Origin of the sequence: Haloplanus sp. C73 (assembly GCF_051195115.1) — an archaeon.
Lineage (GTDB): Archaea > Halobacteriota > Halobacteria > Halobacteriales > Haloferacaceae > Haloplanus.
Map to the genome: position 1 here is coordinate 223,938 of NZ_JBNTJZ010000004.1, position 14,371 is coordinate 238,308.

Genomic DNA, 14,371 nt, shown 5'->3' on the forward strand with positions numbered 1-14,371 from the left:
CACTGTCGGGTTTCGGTGACGACAGATCGGCAGTCTTCCGTCGAACGCTTCGTGAGCATCAGGAGGATACGGCGGTCACACCTAAGGTGGGTTGCTCCGTTGTGGGGACATCTCCGTCAGCCTCTACACGATTCCTTCGGTGAGCAACCTTCACCCGGATTATGATGATGAGGTCTAAGCAGGACGGCTGACAACTGAGCCACCAATGACAGAGTCTGGCGACCAAGACGATGAGGAAGAGGTCGCATCAGCCGAGGAGCTGATGGAACATATCGAAGAGAACTGGCAAGAGAAGGTCGAAAAGGCCTCACTCGACGACTGCAGGCAAATTCGCACAGCGGGCGAGTATGTCCGAGCGGCGGACAGTTGGCAGGACGCCGTCGACCGGGTTGCCGACGGACTAGACATCCCAGACGAACGGGCAGAATGGCTCGTCGGACTCTACATCAAGATATTCACTGACCCGTCGAAGAGCATCACGGGATACGGCCTCAACATCGGCGGACGCTACTTCAGCACGGAGAAATCCGTGGAGGAACTCCAACCGAATACGAAGATAGACTCCGTGGAGGAGGCCGAGGAATACCTCCGGGAGTACGTCGGGGCACACGCCGAAGAGGTAGACATAGTCGAGTTGACGTTCACCGACGACTTACCAGATGAACCTCCGTACCCCTCCATCGATCTCGACATCGAAATCCCGACTCCGCAACTCACAGGCCTCTCGGAGGCGTTAGAGACCATCACCAAATCGTACCAGCAGCAATTGGCCACCCAAATCGCCACATCGTTCGACTTCAGCAGCTACTTTAACTCGTTCCTGCGCGACGCATTAGAGCCGCTCTCAGACCTCACCGAGCAGTACCGTGAGATCGAGGAGTCGGAGTTCGAGTTCAAGTGGCTCTCCAACGTCAAGCACGGCGCCTTCATGCAGCTCTACCGCGAGTACCGCGAGGAGGGAAACGAGGCCGCAGCCGAACTCCTCGCTGCTCAGCTCCGGGACGAGGAGGACATCGAGGGCTTCAAAGAGTATTTCCAGTCGTTCGACGAGTACGAACAAAGGCAGGCAATCATTGACGAGGCCCTTGACGCCCACGCCGAAGGCCGGTATGCCCTCAGTATTCCTACCCTCCTTACCCAACTTGACGGCGTCTTCATCGACACCGCTCTCGACATCGGCCTCTGGCGTCCCGACGCCGACGTGACCGGCGTCGCAGTCGTCGGAAAAGGTGAAGGAAGCCCACGCCACATATCCGAGATCGACGAGGAGTTCCGGGACTACTACCGGAGCCGTCTCTGGCCGAACCGCGTCGACATCCTTCACGGGAAACGCGCGGACTACGCCGACGACGAACTCCTCTCGGCGAAGCTCATCTGGCTCCTCTTCCAGACTCTCCACACAGTCGAGAACATCCGTTCAGCTGAGGACTTCGGAGACTATCACATCCTGCACGCAGTCGAGAGCGACGTACAATCCATCACGGCAGTCGCCGACCACCTCGACTACCAAGTGGACTATGTCGAAGATCGATGTGAGTCACTTGAAGAGCAGGATGCACTCAGCGTCGCGGAGGACGGTAAGGTATCTATCACCGAGACCGGTCACGAGTACCTCGAAGGCGAACGAAGTCTCACGGACTAAGACAAAAAGGTGATGCCCGGTATCTCCCAGCTTCGCAGCGTGACTGCCTACGAGCCAACCAAATCGACTTGAGGATTGTCGGGCGTGACGTGGCAGGAGAGCGAATGGATAGTCGTCTCCGGGTTTGCGGCGAGGATGTCCGCGACGGCGTTGGTGTCAGGCACGTATTCGAGAGCGAAGACGAGTTCCCGCATACGATGGTATTTCTATACCACTGGGGAAAAGATCTGTAGGACTGGCCACTCGACTATCGATGCCAGCCGTTAACAATCAAGTATCTCATTTCTCGATCTCGACTGCCGGGCACGCTGGAAGATGCTCAGAGTATCCACGAATAGTCTCTCCACACCAATCACACGTCTGTTGTTGCTCAACCGTCGCTTCCTTAGTGAGGTGTTGGCGACAGTGAATGCAGTTTTGTTTCTCGCGTGGCGTTTTCTGGTGACATCGAGGACACTCAATAGGAGCAGTTGGGTCTGGTTCTTCATCTGCATCAACGTCAATTCCGTGGATCCTAGCAACTTCCCGATCGGTGTCTTCGGCGAACACCGAAACGTATCGCGAGGCGACATCGCTCCCACGCGTCCATCCATGGTGATCTTCGATGTGTGCCTGATTCATCCCTCGGGAAGCCAGATGAGACGCGCTTGATTTCCGGAAGTTCGTGAATGTGACTGGCTTATTGATGTCTGCACGTTCGGCTGCGTCCTTGATTGCCGTCCGAAGAGCGTTGTAAGTCGGTGCCGTCGGTTCCTCCAACTTACTCCACAGCGGATCATCGAGTGCATCACCGGGGTGGGCCTCCAGCCACCGCTGAAGGAACGGAACGCTTGGAACTAACCCGACCGACCGCTGTCCCATTTTCCCACGTACCGTTACCTGATAGCCGTGTTCGTAATCTGTGACGTCTCCAAGCGTGAGGCTTCGAAGCTCTCCTGAGCGAGGGCCAGCATCCCATGCAACAGCGACCAAAGCCGCATCACGTGGATTTCGTGTTTCCTCGATCAGAGGGAGGACATCGTCTTCCCATTTCAGCATATCACTAGGCTCAGGAGCCGGATCATACGTACTGGGAGTGTTTGACGGAATCCACTCCATGGTCTCCGGTGGAGAATCGCCATTTACCTCTGTAGCTCGCCGGCCGAATTGCTTCAAAGCTACTCGGTAATCTCGATTTGTCTCTGGATTATCGTAGGTTCGATGAATCCACCGAACGATCTCTTTCGCTTCGTCTTCATCTTCTAAAGCATCAACCAGACTTCCAGCGTGTTCCGCCATTCGGACATTGTGACGAAGAAGTTTGAGATGCCGATGATCGCCGACTTGACTCGGGATGAGCATCAGCTCATCGCTAAATTTCAGCAATGCATCTCGATTCGCTTTGTCTACCTCTCGGAAGCCGTTCTGTATCTTATTGCGGAGGGTCTCCAATTGTTGGCTGATGTCCTTCGTCATATCGGATTTTAGCCCAGTTATAGAATGCTGTTTGGCGAGTTTTTCTATCTTCGCCGTCTTGAGGATACCTCGAGGGTTTTGGGACTTGATGATCCCAATAGATTGTCGCGGATGAGATGGGGAGATTCGCGCCGAGATCGAACGACGTGTGGCAGAATTGTTTGACGAGGTGATCGCTCGATAGCGACTACCACAACGCACAGATGTCTGGCAGCAAACTCGTTTAACCTTAAGAATAAGGATAACCATATGATTAACACAGAGAATGACCGACCAGTTCACCGCGGTGCTGGACGAGACCGAGTCGGCACAGCGGGCGTACGCGGAGCAGCTCGGAGTTGAGTCCGAGCGCATCCCGTTCACCGCCGAGACGCTTCCTGATGCTCGTATCGCCGTCCGCGCCAACCAAGACCTCTTGCAAGAGGTCGCGAGTCACCTCATTAACCGCGCTGGCCACGTCTCGATCATCGACGAGCGCGGTGCAGGGAAGAGCCACTTCCGCGACCTTGTCTACAACGCACTCTCCGACGGCCCGCGAAGCGACGAGTTCTACATCGCCCGCATCCGCGAGGTTGAGAGCCTGACCACGCGCCGGGCCTATGTCCGGCTTCTCGACGCGTTGGCCGAGTACGACGACTTCGACATTCCCGACGAGTACCCCCACGCGACCGACGACGTGCGCCAACTCGTCGAGGATGTCGCCGAGCAACTTGAGGCGCAGAACAAGGCGTGTGTTGTGCAGGTCGACCAGCTCGAGGACGCCGCCCGCAACACGCGGACGTTCCGACAACTCCTCGCGGCGCTACAGTCCGTGGGCGATCTCGGAGACTCCCAGCCCGTGTTCGTCCTCTTCCTGTTTGGAACGCCGCTGGCCAGCGAGCGTATCGACGAGCTGCGGGAGACACTCTCCTCGCGGCTCGTCGCGAAGAATCGGTCGCTGGAGCGGTTCGGATTCGCGGAGACCGACGAGCTGATCGCTCGCTGGCTGGCATGGGCGCGGGACGAGGAGTACGAGGAGGGATACCCGTCCGACCCGTTCGCGGCGTCGGCGATCGAGCGGATCGTCAAACGGAGCGACGGCACGCCCCGGAGCATCCGGCAGAAGTGCTACCACGCTTTCCGTGCCGGTACCCACCAGTTCGCGGACGGTGCGGGCGTCGAGATCACCGCTGAAACGATCGAAGAGTACACCGAAGACTAATCTTAACATTATCCTCAATCTTAACACACAACGATGAGCGAGAATCCATTCAACGACGCCATGGACGAGGCCGAAGGAGATGCGGACGACAGCGGCGACACGGAGTCCGAGTTCGATCTCGACCGGTATTACGACGCGCTTGACGCTGGGCCGAAGGAGAAGACCATCGGGATCGCAGTGAACGAGGAGATGCACGCCTTGTATCACGAGCTACAGGACGCCGACGAGGTCGAGGTCGACGTCTCGCAGTCCATCCGCGACCACATCGAGAAGCTCGCCCATCGCCACGAGCAGGTCTTTGAGCGGGCGATGCGCAAGCTCGAGATCGAGAGGGAGTACTGAAAATGGAGTGCCAGCGCCTGCTCGTTATGGGCGACAACCACGGCGACACGGAGTCACTTGAAACGGTGGTCGAAGAGACTGAGGGCACCGAGTTCGACTACATCGTTCACACTGGGGACATCACGGACGCACACCGGCGTGGTGTCGGAACTGCAGCCGACCAGCTTCGAGCAATCGAACCCCTGTTCGCGGATCTAGCCGAGCGCGGCGAGTTGGTCTACATCTACGGCAACCGGGATAGCGAGCGCGGCGGCAACAAGCACGTCACCGACCGGTATGAGCTGTCCCCCGGCACCCAACTTCCGAAGGGTGGTGCCGTCGAGGTCGCCGGTCAGCGGTTTACGGCCGATCCCGACGATGTCGGCAACGACGACGTGCTAATCACGCACGGCCAGCTTCCGGAGCCATTCTACTCATTCGACGGTCGAGCCTACTTCTGCGGGCACACGCACCGTGGCTGGCACCGGGGCCGGGCGCTCAACTCCGCCCACCTGAAGAAGGTGCGGAAGGGGTACTTGGGGGCCTACTTCATCGTCGAACTGAACGGGGATGATCTGGAGGTCGAGTGCCGAGGAATCGACGAGCCGTGGACGGCGATTGAGTGTCCCGATCACGGCTGGTACGGGACGCAGTTCCAGCCCGAGAAGTTCGGCTGCCGGCTCTGCAAGTTCGGGCCCGCAGAGGCGCTTCGAGAGGTGGCGTGGACGGCGTACGCGTCTCACGTCGACGAACCGGGTGAGGACGTAATCGACGCGACCGATCTCGTGTCTGGTGTCCTTGCGCTCCTCGAGGGTGCGGACGACGCCGAGGAGCAGTTCCGCGCGTACCTTGATAACCTGTTGGAGCAGCCCGGCCCGCACGACCCGCTCCAGCCATCCGACGGAAACCCGACGACACTTGTCCCGCGGTGAACGGTTAGCCGTAGATGTGGTGCTTCCACTGTCGCTACGCTCGGTGCCACCGCCACGCAATCGAGATGGCCCCAACGCCTGTCACGACCGAGACAAGCATCGAAAGGCTGAGGAACCCGAACAGGTCAGGCGCGACGAACCGGAAGACGAAGGCGAGGTCGCTGACCATCGCGTAGTCCATCACGAGGAGAAGGAGCCCGTACCCCGCAGCCTGTAAGAACTGGACAGGGCGGACGACTCCCAGATGGGCGAGTCCGCCCAGCAGGAGGAGCCCTGCGAGGATCGCGGTCGTCAGCACTCGAACGCCGTGAACGAAGGCCGCAGACTTGTTGTGGCGGTAGTCCCCCACCGCCTTCCGGAGGAGACTCGAGAGGCTCACGTACGGCCACAATCTCGTCCGATTGATAATCTGCTTTGCGGTGGTTGCAGTGGATCACCGACTGGCCATTATGATCCCACAGACCGCGGTGCTTCAAACGGACTCTGGTGGATGCAGAGATGGAGTGGGTGCCGCTCAACATGGTAACGTCGGAGTAAGCCGTTTACGCCGCTCCATCCCGTTCTTCTGAGCTATTGGCGTCGAGACAACCCTGTAGCCTGTCGTCCGTTCTTCGTTCGCGTCGTTCGGTGGATTTCCCGCGCAGATACCGTATTTCTCTAAGATTTTTCTAAATAGGGAAATCTATGTCTCTAATCAGAGCAAGATTTATGGGCGTATATCCTCAATACAGAGTTGAAGGTTGGACGCGGAAGAGATGAGACGACGCACAAGAAAGAACGGAGGTTACCAGAATGACGTACTACCCTGACCGCAACGACGAGATCGAGGAGAAGAGAGAACTGGCCAAGGCATTCCTTGAGAGCCCGACGCGCGACGCCTTCGCAGAGCTGGTCGCCCACGACGGCTTCTGGGCGACCGAGCCTCGCCGAAGCATCGACTACTACGTCGACGACATCGTCTTCGACGACCAGACGCCCGACGAGGTCGCCGCCGCGGTCGAGCAGGCTCTGGATGACACCGACGCGCTCGAGGAGGTGCTGGAACTCGACGGCTTCGGCTGGGCCACCGCGACCGAGCTGCTCCACGTCCTCGCCCCGGACACCTACGCGATTCTCAACAAGCGGGCCGTGCTCGGAATGGAGGCGCTTGGCTACGATGCTCCCAACAAGCAGACGGCGTCTGTCGAGGAGTACTGGGACTTCGTCGACGACGTGCGTGACGCGTACGAGGAGTACAACCTTCGTGCGGTGGTCAACGAGGCCGAGTCGACGCCGGACATTCCTGACGATCACACCGACCTCGAGGCGGCCGACGCCGCATTCAACGCCCACTACGACGAGGACGCGTACGACATCGATCTCGAGGCGCTGCAGGAGGCGCGGACGGGCGGCCGACAGGTCGAGGTGCCGGAAGACCTGTGGCAGATGATCGAGGAGGAGGTCGAAGGCGACCCGATGTACCGGGACGCGGAGGACTTCCTCTACTCGGCGGTGCGGAACGAGTTGGACAGGTAAGCGTCCGGTCTGACACTCATTCTAACGGCGAGCCGAACCCTGACCGCCCCGCGTCGTGAATGAAAACCGATGGCCAGAGGAACGCTCGAACGGTGGCATCGTGGATTTACCTTTGCGATTTCACCGCGAGGTGAGAATCACCTCTGAGACTCGCATCATATCCTCGTTCCGCGTAGCGACTCGCCCGGCGACCGTCGACGCAGTCGAGACTGGGTTGTGCTTGAGGTCATCGACGAAGTCGCGCATATCCGAGGGCTCTCGCACGCCGCGATCGATGAACTCCGCGATGGCCTCTGCGAACCCACACGTCAGCGACTCCTCAACCACGGATGCGTCGACATCGTCCACGTCGTACTCCCCGATGAGCGCGGATGCGATGGTCTCCATCTCCTCGAACAGCTCGTCAACGAGGTTCTGGGGGACATCGTACTCCTCGACGAGTAGCGTCTCGGCTTCGTCGGTGTTCTCCACTCGTGTCATACTCTGAGAGCGCCGTTTCAGTCAGATAAATGCCGGCGTGCAGCCGGTCTCAGATAGTCCTACTACACTTCATCGAGGAGCACGGGGTCGCGCTCGACCACGCCGAGGTCGACCAACCGGCGGTGGAGTTCGCGCTCTTCCTCGGTGATCGGGCCGTCGGTGTAGGTGCCCTGCTTGCGGTGTTCTTCCTTCGCCTCCTGCTGGAGCTTCTCGGCGGTCGCTTGGGCCACGAACTCGTTGACGGTGTCGAACTGGTCGTAGTCGGCGATCTGTTCCTCGATGAGATCGCTGAACTCCTGTGGGAGCTCGATGGATGCTAGCGACATCGCGATGGGCCCCGCAGCAGCGGACGTCCTAATAACCATCGGATAGTTGATGTATCTCGACATTTCCCACCCCCCTCGGTTCCGATGAACTGGCACCTCGTCGGGAATGTCGACGAGTGGCGGGATTTGGAGGAGAACCTGAAGCGTTCGTGCGGCGGACGCAGCCCCCAGATCGTGTCTTTATCACGGATGATTGAATACCGGGGAGTTGACGATGGATACGTCAACTGATGACGCCACGGAAAAACAGCAGAACAACGTGTTTAGCCCCGTGGAACCCGAACACTTGTTCCGACTCTGCGAGCGTGACCGCATCCGTGTCCGGACGGAGTACTTCACTCTCGACGGTTACGCGACCGAGGAGGGCGATTTGGAGAAGTCTAAGGAGGGTGAGACCTACTCCAAAGTCCGTGTCCGAATTGCGACGAGGGATGGTGATGAGCGGTACGCTACGCTGTTCTGTTACATCGATCCTGAACTTGAGGACTACACCGACCCGTCCGAGGAGGGGATAGTGGTGGACGTTCTTGGAGCCGAGTTGACGGTCGCGCGGAAACGTCGTTTCTCGAGGTGGTCAACGGCGGCGAGTCGGCGGTAGACTGTCAGTAGATCCACGTTCGAGTTCGGTACCCAAGATATAGCACTTCTTCGCCGAGGTCTGGTTCTCGGACGAGTGCTTCTGCTAGGGAGTTGTTGACGTTCGCAAAGAAAGACACCGCCAGAGTTGGTGGGATTAACCCACCCGTTTAAACAGAATTTTAATCTGATCCAAACATCTGGCGCATCATCGGATGCATCTCCATCAACTGCTCTTCTGCAATCTCCTCGTAGAGCTTGTAGGTGATGGAGACAGTTAGCAGGAGGCCGGTACCGGACACCTGCCCGATGGTACCGAGCATGTTGGCGCCGACGGCGAGGAGACCGACGAGCGCACCGCCGATGACGGTCACTTGCGGGATGTACCGCTCCATGACCTTCTCGATGACCTGCGGGTTCCGCCGGAACCCGGGAATCTGCATCCCGGAGTTCTGAATCTGCTGGGCAGTCGCCTCCGGCCCCATGCCGGTGGTTTCGACCCAGAAGATGGCGAAGATGGCGCCGCCGACGACCATGATGGTGAGGTCGAGCCCCACCCGAATCATGATTTGCCACGGCTCCGCGGAGGTGCCCGCGAGCCACCACATCCAGTCGTTTCGCGTCTGGATGGGCGCCAGATAGTAGAACAGCCCGGAGATGGGCTGGCCGTTGCTGTACGCGCCGAGCCATCCCGGCATCTGATTCCACGTGCTGTTGAGGATGCGCCCCGCGAACTGGATGTTCGCCTGCAGGGCGCGCACGAGAATCATGGGCAGGACGCTGGCGTAGATGAGTTTCACCGGGAAGCGACCGCGGGCGCCCTTGACGCGGGCGTGTGAGAGGGGAATCTCGATGCGGACGCTCTCGGCGTAGACGACGATGGAGAAGATGAGCACCGTCGTCACGAGCGCGAGCAACTGCCCCTGACCGAGCAAGAGCGCCTGCAGCCCTTCAGCGGTGAGCGGCGAGGCGATGTCCTGTGCGCCGGTCAGGATGGCGAACCACGTCGGGAAAAAGCCCGCCGTGCCGCCGAGTCCTTCCCACGCGAACAGGCCACCGACGAGTTGCTGGCTCACGCCGGCGATGATGAACAGCCCAACACCGGACCCGACGCCCCACTTGCTGACGATCTCGTCCATGAACAGGATGAGGATTCCGCCGACAGCAATCTGGAGGAAGAGCAGGCTCTGCACACCGGTGAGACCGATGCCGAGCGCCTGCCCGACCGCCGGGTCGGCCGGAAGGAAGTTCCCTGCAAACACCATCGGTAGCCCCGTCAGGCAAATCATCGCGACCACCAGCAGCTTCTGGAGGCCCTGATACAGCACCTGATCTCGGGGGTCGTCGGTGTCCAAGCCGAGCAGGTCAGCCCCACCCAGCAGCTGCAGGACGATGCTCGCCGTGACGATTGGCCCAATCCCCAGCTGGAGAATCGAGCCACTCGACCCGGCGAGAATCGACCGGAAGCGACCGAACAGGTCGCTCTGTGTCCCAGCGTCCAGCCCGAACAGCTGGACGTTCGTCAGGAAGAAATACAACACGAGGACGCCTGCGGTCCAGCCAAGCTTTCGCCGGAAGGGGACGTGCCCCTCCGGCCGCCTGACTGTCGGCATCCGCGTCAGCACCGGTTCGGCGGTCTCCTTCCATCCCATGGGTTTACTCCTCGTCGGTCTCTTCGGTGTCGTCCGCCTCGTCGGCTTCGGCCTCCTCGGCTCGCTCCGAGAGGTCCGCGCTGCCGCCGGCGGATTCGATCTTTTCGACGGCGCTCCCGGTGAACGCGTCGGCAACGACCGAGAGGTCGTTGCGGACCTGCCCGTCACCGAGCACCTTCACGACGTCCGCCTCGTAGCCGTCGTCGGCCACGTCGCGGGCGTCGATGTGGTAGCCGTCGTCAGTCTCCTCGGCGAGTCCCTCCGCCACGTACAGGGCGGCGTTCTCGTCGAGTTCTTGGACCGTCACTTCGCGCACGTCGTCCTGAACGGAGTCGGGGCGCGTGAAGCCGTGTTTGCCGAGCGGTTCGTAGTTGTGGAACTCGTGTTTGTCGCGGCCGGCGCGACCACGACCCCCACGGTGTCCGGCGCCGCGCCGGTTCTTGTGCGTGCCGCCGCCGTGCGTTCGCGAACCACGCTGGCGATTTTTCTTGCTCGTCATCGCATGGCCTCCAGCAGTTCGTCTATCTGCTCGGTCGAGTGCTTGCCCAGCTGCCCGCTCTCGATGGTCGGGTGCTTGATGCCGTCGTGACCGCCACGCGGCGGGTGCAGTCGAATCGAGGGCGCAAGCCCCACGTCGCTGAGCGTCGTCTCCTCGTCGACCAGCGCTTCGGCCAGCGCGTCGACGTCGGCGTAGTCGGTGTTGTCAGCGACCCACTCGTCGTCGATGTCGGCCGACCCCGTCTCGGGCTCGGCGCGACTCCGGATGAGCGTCGCGACGACGTCTGCCGACGGCTCGCCGTGGGCAACGTAGTCGTTGACCTTCGTAATCATGCCGCGGTAGGTGTCCGTCTCGGGCACCAGCGTACACTGGTTGACGGCGTGCAGGTTGAGCATGTTGAGCGTGTCCTGCACGTCGCCCGAGATGTTCACCTCACCGCGAATCTGAACGAGTGCTTCCATTACTCGTTCACCTCCGCTTCGTTCTCGCGTCGCTTGCGACGCGCCCGCTGGGGCGTCCGCGACTGCGAGGCGTTCTGTAGCGCGTTGTACGTCGCTTTCGCGAGGTTGACCGTCGTTCGAGTGTTCCCCGTCGACTTCGTCCAGGCGTCCTGCACGCCGGCGAGTTCGAGGATGTTTCGAACGGTCGGGGCCGCGGCCAGACCCAGCCCCTGCGGGGCGGGGATGACCTCGACGGTCACCGAGCCGGCCTTGCCCGTCGCCTTCCGCGTCAGGGAGTTGACGCCGCCGGCGCGGTCCTCCCAAGACCCGGAGCCACGGTCGACCTCGATGATGTTCAGCTTGGCCACGTCGATGGCCTTCTGGATAGCCGAACCAACCTGGTCGTCGCGGCCCTCGGCGTAGCCGAGGTAGCCGTCGCGGTTCCCCACCGCGACGACACACCGGAACTTCACCCGGCGACCGGAGTCGGTCATCCGCTGGACCATGTTGATGTCGAGCACCTCGTCGTCCAGCCCCGGAAGGAGCTGGTCGACGAGCTCTGCCTCTTTCAGCGGCAGCCCGGATTCGAGCGCCGCCTTCATCGACGTGATGTCGCCGTCCTGTACCTTGCGGCCGAGCCGCGTGCGCGGTTCCCAGCCGTCGCCGTAATCGTTACTGCTCATTGTCCTCCATCAGTCGTTCGCGCACTTCGTCGAAGTGCTCGGGGAGGTCCGTCGCGTCGAAGTCGCCGCTGTACAGCGGTTCGTCCAGCTGTGCAGCGTAGTCGGCGATGTGCTCGCCGCGGTTACGCGACCAGTCCGCGAGGACGCTCTCGCTGTGCGGGATTTCGAGTCCCGCGTCGATTGCGCCTTCCTGTACTGCGAACACCTTGTTGCCCGGTGTCGCGGTGTTGAGACCGATGTCGAGGACGGCCTCCGTGAGGCCAGCCTCGATAGCCCGCATCCCCGCGAGATACCCCGTGAGATACGCGCTGGGAAGGTTGCCCGTGGGGGCGTCCCAGCCGTACTCTGCGAGGTCCTCGGAGGAGGCGGCCACGTGCGTCTCGTCACCGTCGGGACCGGGTGTGATCAGCTGCGCCCTGACGTGTCGGTTGCTCACGCGAGCAACCAGACGCGGCTTACCGGATTTCAGCAGGCGCAACCTCTGGTGGTAGTCGGTTCGGTCCTCGCGGCGACGCCGCATCGGGACCTTGTATCGTGGGCCTGTAGCCATTAGTCGCTCACCTCAACGTCGTAGTTGTTCTCGATGTACGCTTCGAGTCGCGCCACGCTGTCGAACTCCCCACCGCCAGCCTTGTTGTAAAGCTCGCGGTACTGGGTGCGGTCGAGCGGGCCGTCGTCGCGCAGCTCGCGCAGACGTCGGCGCTGGGCGCGGATGCGACTCGTCCAATCCTCCTTGCTGTCCTTCCGGGCGCCGGCGGTCCCACGGCGGGAGCCGGCACCGGTCTGGTGACCGTACGCTCGCTTGTCGGCCCGTTCGCGGGCGCGACCACGCGAGTTACCCGAGACGTCTTTCTGCTGAATCGTGCCCTGGTCGATCAGGTCACGGATGTCCTCCCGGGTGATTGCGTCCGAGATTTCATCCTGCGCCTCCGGGTCGAACCACACGCGGTCCTTGCCCACGTCGAGGACGTCGGCAGCGAGCCGCTTCTGTGCGCTCAAGTCAGTCATTCGGCATCCTCCTCGACTTCGACTTCGATGTACGTCGGGTTGAGGACGCGGATTTCGCGGTCCTCACAGACGTCTTCGATACGTTCGCGCTTGCGCCCGCCCACGCCGCTCGCGATGCGGACGGCCTCGGTGTCGGGGTCGACCCCCTCGAGGTCGTCCGTGTTGTGGACGCGCACCTCTTCGAAGCCGCTCGGGTGCAGGCCGCGAGCCGCCGTCGGCGAGCGGTAGCCCGCCTCGACGACTGCGCCCTTGCCCTTGATACCGCGGCGCTGCTTCGAGAGCGTCCCCCGCGGCTTGCGCCACGACGGGTCGACGCGCTTTTTCTTGTGGTGGTCCTGCCGGTTGAACTTCGGCTTGCCCTCACGGCGCTTCTGGACCAGTGCACGCGCGGCTTCGTCGTCGAGGTCCGGGGTCTTGTCGGCGTGGCCGCGGGGACGGAGCTCCGTCTCCACTTCCTCGCTCTCTTCGACTTCCTCGGTCTCCTCTTCGACTTCGGCCTCGGTCTCTTCGCTGACTTCGAGGCCACCGACGTCGGCCTTGATTCGCGCGGCGAGCGCGTTGCCGACGCCGTCGATGTCGGCCAGTTCCGACTGGCTCGCGGCCTTGAGGTCCTCGATGGACTCGTAGCCGGCCGCTCGGATTGCTTCCGCTTTCGACGGGCCGACGCCACCGATGTCTTCGATGTCTTGAATTTCGTCGTCGCTCATCTACGCCCCACCTACCTGCGGTTTCTGCGTGATGTAGACGCCGTCCTGGAAGACGCGGTTGTCTTTGTCGTTGACCCGCGTCAACTGCTCGATGTCGGCGGCGGTCTGTCCGACGGCCTCCTTGTCGGAGCCGGAGAGGGTAATCTCCTCGCCGTCGACCTGTACCTCAGTGTCGCCGCGAATCTGCACCGTTCGCGGCGCGCGTTCGCCGAGGAAGTTCTCGATGACGACTTCGTCGCCCTCGACGGTGACCTGCATCGGGAAGTGGGCGTAGAAGATTTCCATCTGGTACTCCCACCCCTCGGTCACGCCGTGGAACATGTTTCTGACGTGGCTCTCGAAGGTGCCGAGCGTTGCGCGCGTGTTGGCGTCGTCGGCCTCGCTCTCGATAACCACGTGCTCGTCGTCGACGCTCACCGACACGTCGGGGTACCAGAGGCGTCGCGTGACGCTTCCGTTCGGTCCCTCGACGGTCAGATCCAGGTGGTCCACCTCGGCGGACACGTCGTCCGGAATCTGGAGTTCTGTTCGATTCATTGTTAGTAGACGTACGCGATCACTTGGCCACCGATGCCCTGTTCGCGGGCCTCGTAGTGGCTCATGACGCCGTGGCTGGTCGTGACGACGAGTGCCCCGTAGTCACGGGCGGGGAGATACCGTTTCTCCCACTTTTCGAACTCGTCGGCACCCGCAGAGTAGCGGGGCTTGACGACTCCACAGCGGTTGATCGCACCTTTCAGTTCGACGTCGAAGTGTCCGGACTTACCGTCATCGACGAACTCGAAGCCGTCGATGTACCCGCGGTCGTAGAAGACCTCGAGTACCGATCCGATGACGTTCGACGCGGGCTGTACCGTGTAGGACAGATGTCCTACGCTTTCGGCGTTGTCGAGTCCCGAAAGCGCGTTCGAGAGGGGATCGTTCCCTGCCATTG

The 14,371-nt window shown here is 61.3% G+C and carries 20 protein-coding genes; 6 read left to right on the forward strand and 14 right to left on the reverse strand.

Annotated elements, in window-relative coordinates; genetic code table 11:
• Window positions 1-205 precede the first annotated feature (205 nt).
• Window positions 206-1,642, forward strand: coding sequence for a hypothetical protein (locus ACQUSQ_RS09485; protein WP_435068583.1), 1,437 nt, complete (start codon window positions 206-208; stop codon window positions 1,640-1,642).
• A 47-nt stretch (window positions 1,643-1,689) separates the two neighbouring features.
• Here the strand turns inward: ACQUSQ_RS09485 and ACQUSQ_RS09490 are convergent, their stop codons facing one another.
• Together ACQUSQ_RS09490 and ACQUSQ_RS09495 are read right to left on the reverse strand one after the other, a co-directional pair.
• A complete protein-coding gene (locus ACQUSQ_RS09490; protein ID WP_435068585.1) occupies window positions 1,690-1,836 on the reverse strand; it encodes a hypothetical protein in 147 nt (48 codons plus the stop codon).
• An 85-nt stretch (window positions 1,837-1,921) separates the two neighbouring features.
• Window positions 1,922-3,097: a tyrosine-type recombinase/integrase gene (locus ACQUSQ_RS09495; protein WP_435068588.1), complete on the reverse strand. Its 1,176-nt coding sequence runs from the start codon at window positions 3,095-3,097 to the stop codon at window positions 1,922-1,924.
• 265 nt (window positions 3,098-3,362) lie between these two features.
• Between ACQUSQ_RS09495 and ACQUSQ_RS09500 the strand changes: the two genes are divergently transcribed.
• From ACQUSQ_RS09500 to ACQUSQ_RS09510, 3 genes are read left to right on the forward strand one after another with little or no spacing between them, the layout of a single operon-like run.
• On the forward strand, window positions 3,363-4,298 hold the full coding sequence (locus ACQUSQ_RS09500; RefSeq protein WP_435068590.1) for a hypothetical protein: 936 nt from the start codon (window positions 3,363-3,365) through the stop codon (window positions 4,296-4,298).
• Between the two features lie 33 nt (window positions 4,299-4,331).
• The gene (locus ACQUSQ_RS09505; RefSeq protein WP_090620907.1) at window positions 4,332-4,640 is read left to right on the forward strand and encodes a hypothetical protein; all 309 of its coding nucleotides are present in this window, start codon (window positions 4,332-4,334) and stop codon (window positions 4,638-4,640) included.
• 2 nt (window positions 4,641-4,642) lie between these two features.
• Window positions 4,643-5,551, forward strand: a complete 909-nt coding sequence (locus tag ACQUSQ_RS09510; protein ID WP_435068592.1) for a metallophosphoesterase family protein — start codon at window positions 4,643-4,645, stop codon at window positions 5,549-5,551.
• Between the two features lie 34 nt (window positions 5,552-5,585).
• Here the strand turns inward: ACQUSQ_RS09510 and ACQUSQ_RS09515 are convergent, their stop codons facing one another.
• Window positions 5,586-5,930 (reverse strand): hypothetical protein, encoded by a 345-nt coding sequence (locus ACQUSQ_RS09515; protein ID WP_435068594.1) that lies wholly within the window; start codon window positions 5,928-5,930, stop codon window positions 5,586-5,588.
• Between the two features lie 413 nt (window positions 5,931-6,343).
• Between ACQUSQ_RS09515 and ACQUSQ_RS09520 the strand changes: the two genes are divergently transcribed.
• Complete coding sequence (locus ACQUSQ_RS09520; protein ID WP_435068596.1) at window positions 6,344-7,066, forward strand: hypothetical protein; 723 nt, start codon at window positions 6,344-6,346, stop codon at window positions 7,064-7,066.
• 120 nt (window positions 7,067-7,186) lie between these two features.
• On the opposite strand, the gene ACQUSQ_RS09525 is transcribed toward ACQUSQ_RS09520, so the two are convergent.
• Window positions 7,187-7,546 (reverse strand): hypothetical protein, encoded by a 360-nt coding sequence (locus tag ACQUSQ_RS09525; protein ID WP_435068598.1) that lies wholly within the window; start codon window positions 7,544-7,546, stop codon window positions 7,187-7,189.
• 62 nt (window positions 7,547-7,608) lie between these two features.
• Complete coding sequence (locus ACQUSQ_RS09530; RefSeq protein ID WP_435068600.1) at window positions 7,609-7,872, reverse strand: hypothetical protein; 264 nt, start codon at window positions 7,870-7,872, stop codon at window positions 7,609-7,611.
• Window positions 7,873-8,086: 214 nt separating this feature from the next.
• Between ACQUSQ_RS09530 and ACQUSQ_RS09535 the strand changes: the two genes are divergently transcribed.
• On the forward strand, window positions 8,087-8,470 hold the full coding sequence (locus ACQUSQ_RS09535; protein ID WP_435068601.1) for a hypothetical protein: 384 nt from the start codon (window positions 8,087-8,089) through the stop codon (window positions 8,468-8,470).
• Window positions 8,471-8,630: 160 nt separating this feature from the next.
• On the opposite strand, the gene secY is transcribed toward ACQUSQ_RS09535, so the two are convergent.
• From secY to ACQUSQ_RS09580, 9 genes are read right to left on the reverse strand one after another with little or no spacing between them, the layout of a single operon-like run.
• Entirely contained in the window at window positions 8,631-10,100 is a 1,470-nt protein-coding gene (gene secY, locus ACQUSQ_RS09540) for a preprotein translocase subunit SecY (protein WP_435068603.1), read from the reverse strand.
• Between the two features lie 4 nt (window positions 10,101-10,104).
• On the reverse strand, window positions 10,105-10,599 hold the full coding sequence (locus ACQUSQ_RS09545) for an uL15m family ribosomal protein (RefSeq protein ID WP_435068606.1): 495 nt from the start codon (window positions 10,597-10,599) through the stop codon (window positions 10,105-10,107).
• Window positions 10,596-11,060: a 50S ribosomal protein L30 gene (gene rpmD, locus ACQUSQ_RS09550; protein ID WP_435068608.1), complete on the reverse strand. Its 465-nt coding sequence runs from the start codon at window positions 11,058-11,060 to the stop codon at window positions 10,596-10,598. The genes ACQUSQ_RS09545 and rpmD overlap by 4 nt, the downstream gene beginning before the upstream one ends.
• A complete protein-coding gene (locus ACQUSQ_RS09555) occupies window positions 11,060-11,722 on the reverse strand; it encodes a 30S ribosomal protein S5 (RefSeq protein WP_435068610.1) in 663 nt (220 codons plus the stop codon). The genes rpmD and ACQUSQ_RS09555 overlap by 1 nt, the downstream gene beginning before the upstream one ends.
• Window positions 11,712-12,272: a 50S ribosomal protein L18 gene (locus tag ACQUSQ_RS09560; RefSeq protein WP_435068611.1), complete on the reverse strand. Its 561-nt coding sequence runs from the start codon at window positions 12,270-12,272 to the stop codon at window positions 11,712-11,714. The genes ACQUSQ_RS09555 and ACQUSQ_RS09560 overlap by 11 nt, the downstream gene beginning before the upstream one ends.
• Window positions 12,272-12,730 (reverse strand): 50S ribosomal protein L19e, encoded by a 459-nt coding sequence (locus ACQUSQ_RS09565; protein ID WP_435068612.1) that lies wholly within the window; start codon window positions 12,728-12,730, stop codon window positions 12,272-12,274. Before ACQUSQ_RS09565 ends, ACQUSQ_RS09560 begins: the two co-directional genes overlap by 1 nt.
• Window positions 12,727-13,437 carry a 50S ribosomal protein L32e gene (locus ACQUSQ_RS09570; RefSeq protein WP_435068613.1) on the reverse strand — a complete coding sequence of 237 codons (711 nt, stop codon included), beginning with the start codon at window positions 13,435-13,437 and terminating at the stop codon, window positions 12,727-12,729. The genes ACQUSQ_RS09565 and ACQUSQ_RS09570 overlap by 4 nt, the downstream gene beginning before the upstream one ends.
• Window positions 13,438-13,974 (reverse strand): 50S ribosomal protein L6, encoded by a 537-nt coding sequence (locus ACQUSQ_RS09575; RefSeq protein ID WP_435068614.1) that lies wholly within the window; start codon window positions 13,972-13,974, stop codon window positions 13,438-13,440.
• A 2-nt stretch (window positions 13,975-13,976) separates the two neighbouring features.
• Window positions 13,977-14,369 (reverse strand): 30S ribosomal protein S8, encoded by a 393-nt coding sequence (locus ACQUSQ_RS09580; RefSeq protein WP_435068615.1) that lies wholly within the window; start codon window positions 14,367-14,369, stop codon window positions 13,977-13,979.
• Window positions 14,370-14,371 lie beyond the last annotated feature (2 nt).

Excerpts from the sequence above, each read along its gene's own strand:
- ACQUSQ_RS09500 (WP_435068590.1), top strand. The coding sequence starts at position 3,363 with ATGACCGACCAGTTCACCGCGGTGCTGGACGAGACCGAGTCGGCACAG.
- ACQUSQ_RS09485 (WP_435068583.1), top strand. The coding sequence starts at position 206 with ATGACAGAGTCTGGCGACCAAGACGATGAGGAAGAGGTCGCATCAGCC.
- ACQUSQ_RS09525 (WP_435068598.1), bottom strand. The coding sequence starts at position 7,546 with ATGACACGAGTGGAGAACACCGACGAAGCCGAGACGCTACTCGTCGAG.
- ACQUSQ_RS09575 (WP_435068614.1), bottom strand. The coding sequence starts at position 13,974 with ATGAATCGAACAGAACTCCAGATTCCGGACGACGTGTCCGCCGAGGTG.
- ACQUSQ_RS09580 (WP_435068615.1), bottom strand. The coding sequence starts at position 14,369 with ATGGCAGGGAACGATCCCCTCTCGAACGCGCTTTCGGGACTCGACAAC.
- ACQUSQ_RS09560 (WP_435068611.1), bottom strand. The coding sequence starts at position 12,272 with ATGGCTACAGGCCCACGATACAAGGTCCCGATGCGGCGTCGCCGCGAG.
- ACQUSQ_RS09535 (WP_435068601.1), top strand. The coding sequence starts at position 8,087 with ATGGATACGTCAACTGATGACGCCACGGAAAAACAGCAGAACAACGTG.
- ACQUSQ_RS09510 (WP_435068592.1), top strand. The coding sequence starts at position 4,643 with ATGGAGTGCCAGCGCCTGCTCGTTATGGGCGACAACCACGGCGACACG.
- ACQUSQ_RS09530 (WP_435068600.1), bottom strand. The coding sequence starts at position 7,872 with ATGTCGCTAGCATCCATCGAGCTCCCACAGGAGTTCAGCGATCTCATC.
- ACQUSQ_RS09520 (WP_435068596.1), top strand. The coding sequence starts at position 6,344 with ATGACGTACTACCCTGACCGCAACGACGAGATCGAGGAGAAGAGAGAA.
- ACQUSQ_RS09545 (WP_435068606.1), bottom strand. The coding sequence starts at position 10,599 with ATGACGAGCAAGAAAAATCGCCAGCGTGGTTCGCGAACGCACGGCGGC.
- ACQUSQ_RS09505 (WP_090620907.1), top strand. The coding sequence starts at position 4,332 with ATGAGCGAGAATCCATTCAACGACGCCATGGACGAGGCCGAAGGAGAT.
- rpmD (WP_435068608.1), bottom strand. The coding sequence starts at position 11,060 with ATGGAAGCACTCGTTCAGATTCGCGGTGAGGTGAACATCTCGGGCGAC.
- ACQUSQ_RS09565 (WP_435068612.1), bottom strand. The coding sequence starts at position 12,730 with ATGACTGACTTGAGCGCACAGAAGCGGCTCGCTGCCGACGTCCTCGAC.
- ACQUSQ_RS09570 (WP_435068613.1), bottom strand. The coding sequence starts at position 13,437 with ATGAGCGACGACGAAATTCAAGACATCGAAGACATCGGTGGCGTCGGC.
- ACQUSQ_RS09490 (WP_435068585.1), bottom strand. The coding sequence starts at position 1,836 with ATGCGGGAACTCGTCTTCGCTCTCGAATACGTGCCTGACACCAACGCC.
- secY (WP_435068603.1), bottom strand. The coding sequence starts at position 10,100 with ATGGGATGGAAGGAGACCGCCGAACCGGTGCTGACGCGGATGCCGACA.
- ACQUSQ_RS09555 (WP_435068610.1), bottom strand. The coding sequence starts at position 11,722 with ATGAGCAGTAACGATTACGGCGACGGCTGGGAACCGCGCACGCGGCTC.
- ACQUSQ_RS09495 (WP_435068588.1), bottom strand. The coding sequence starts at position 3,097 with ATGACGAAGGACATCAGCCAACAATTGGAGACCCTCCGCAATAAGATA.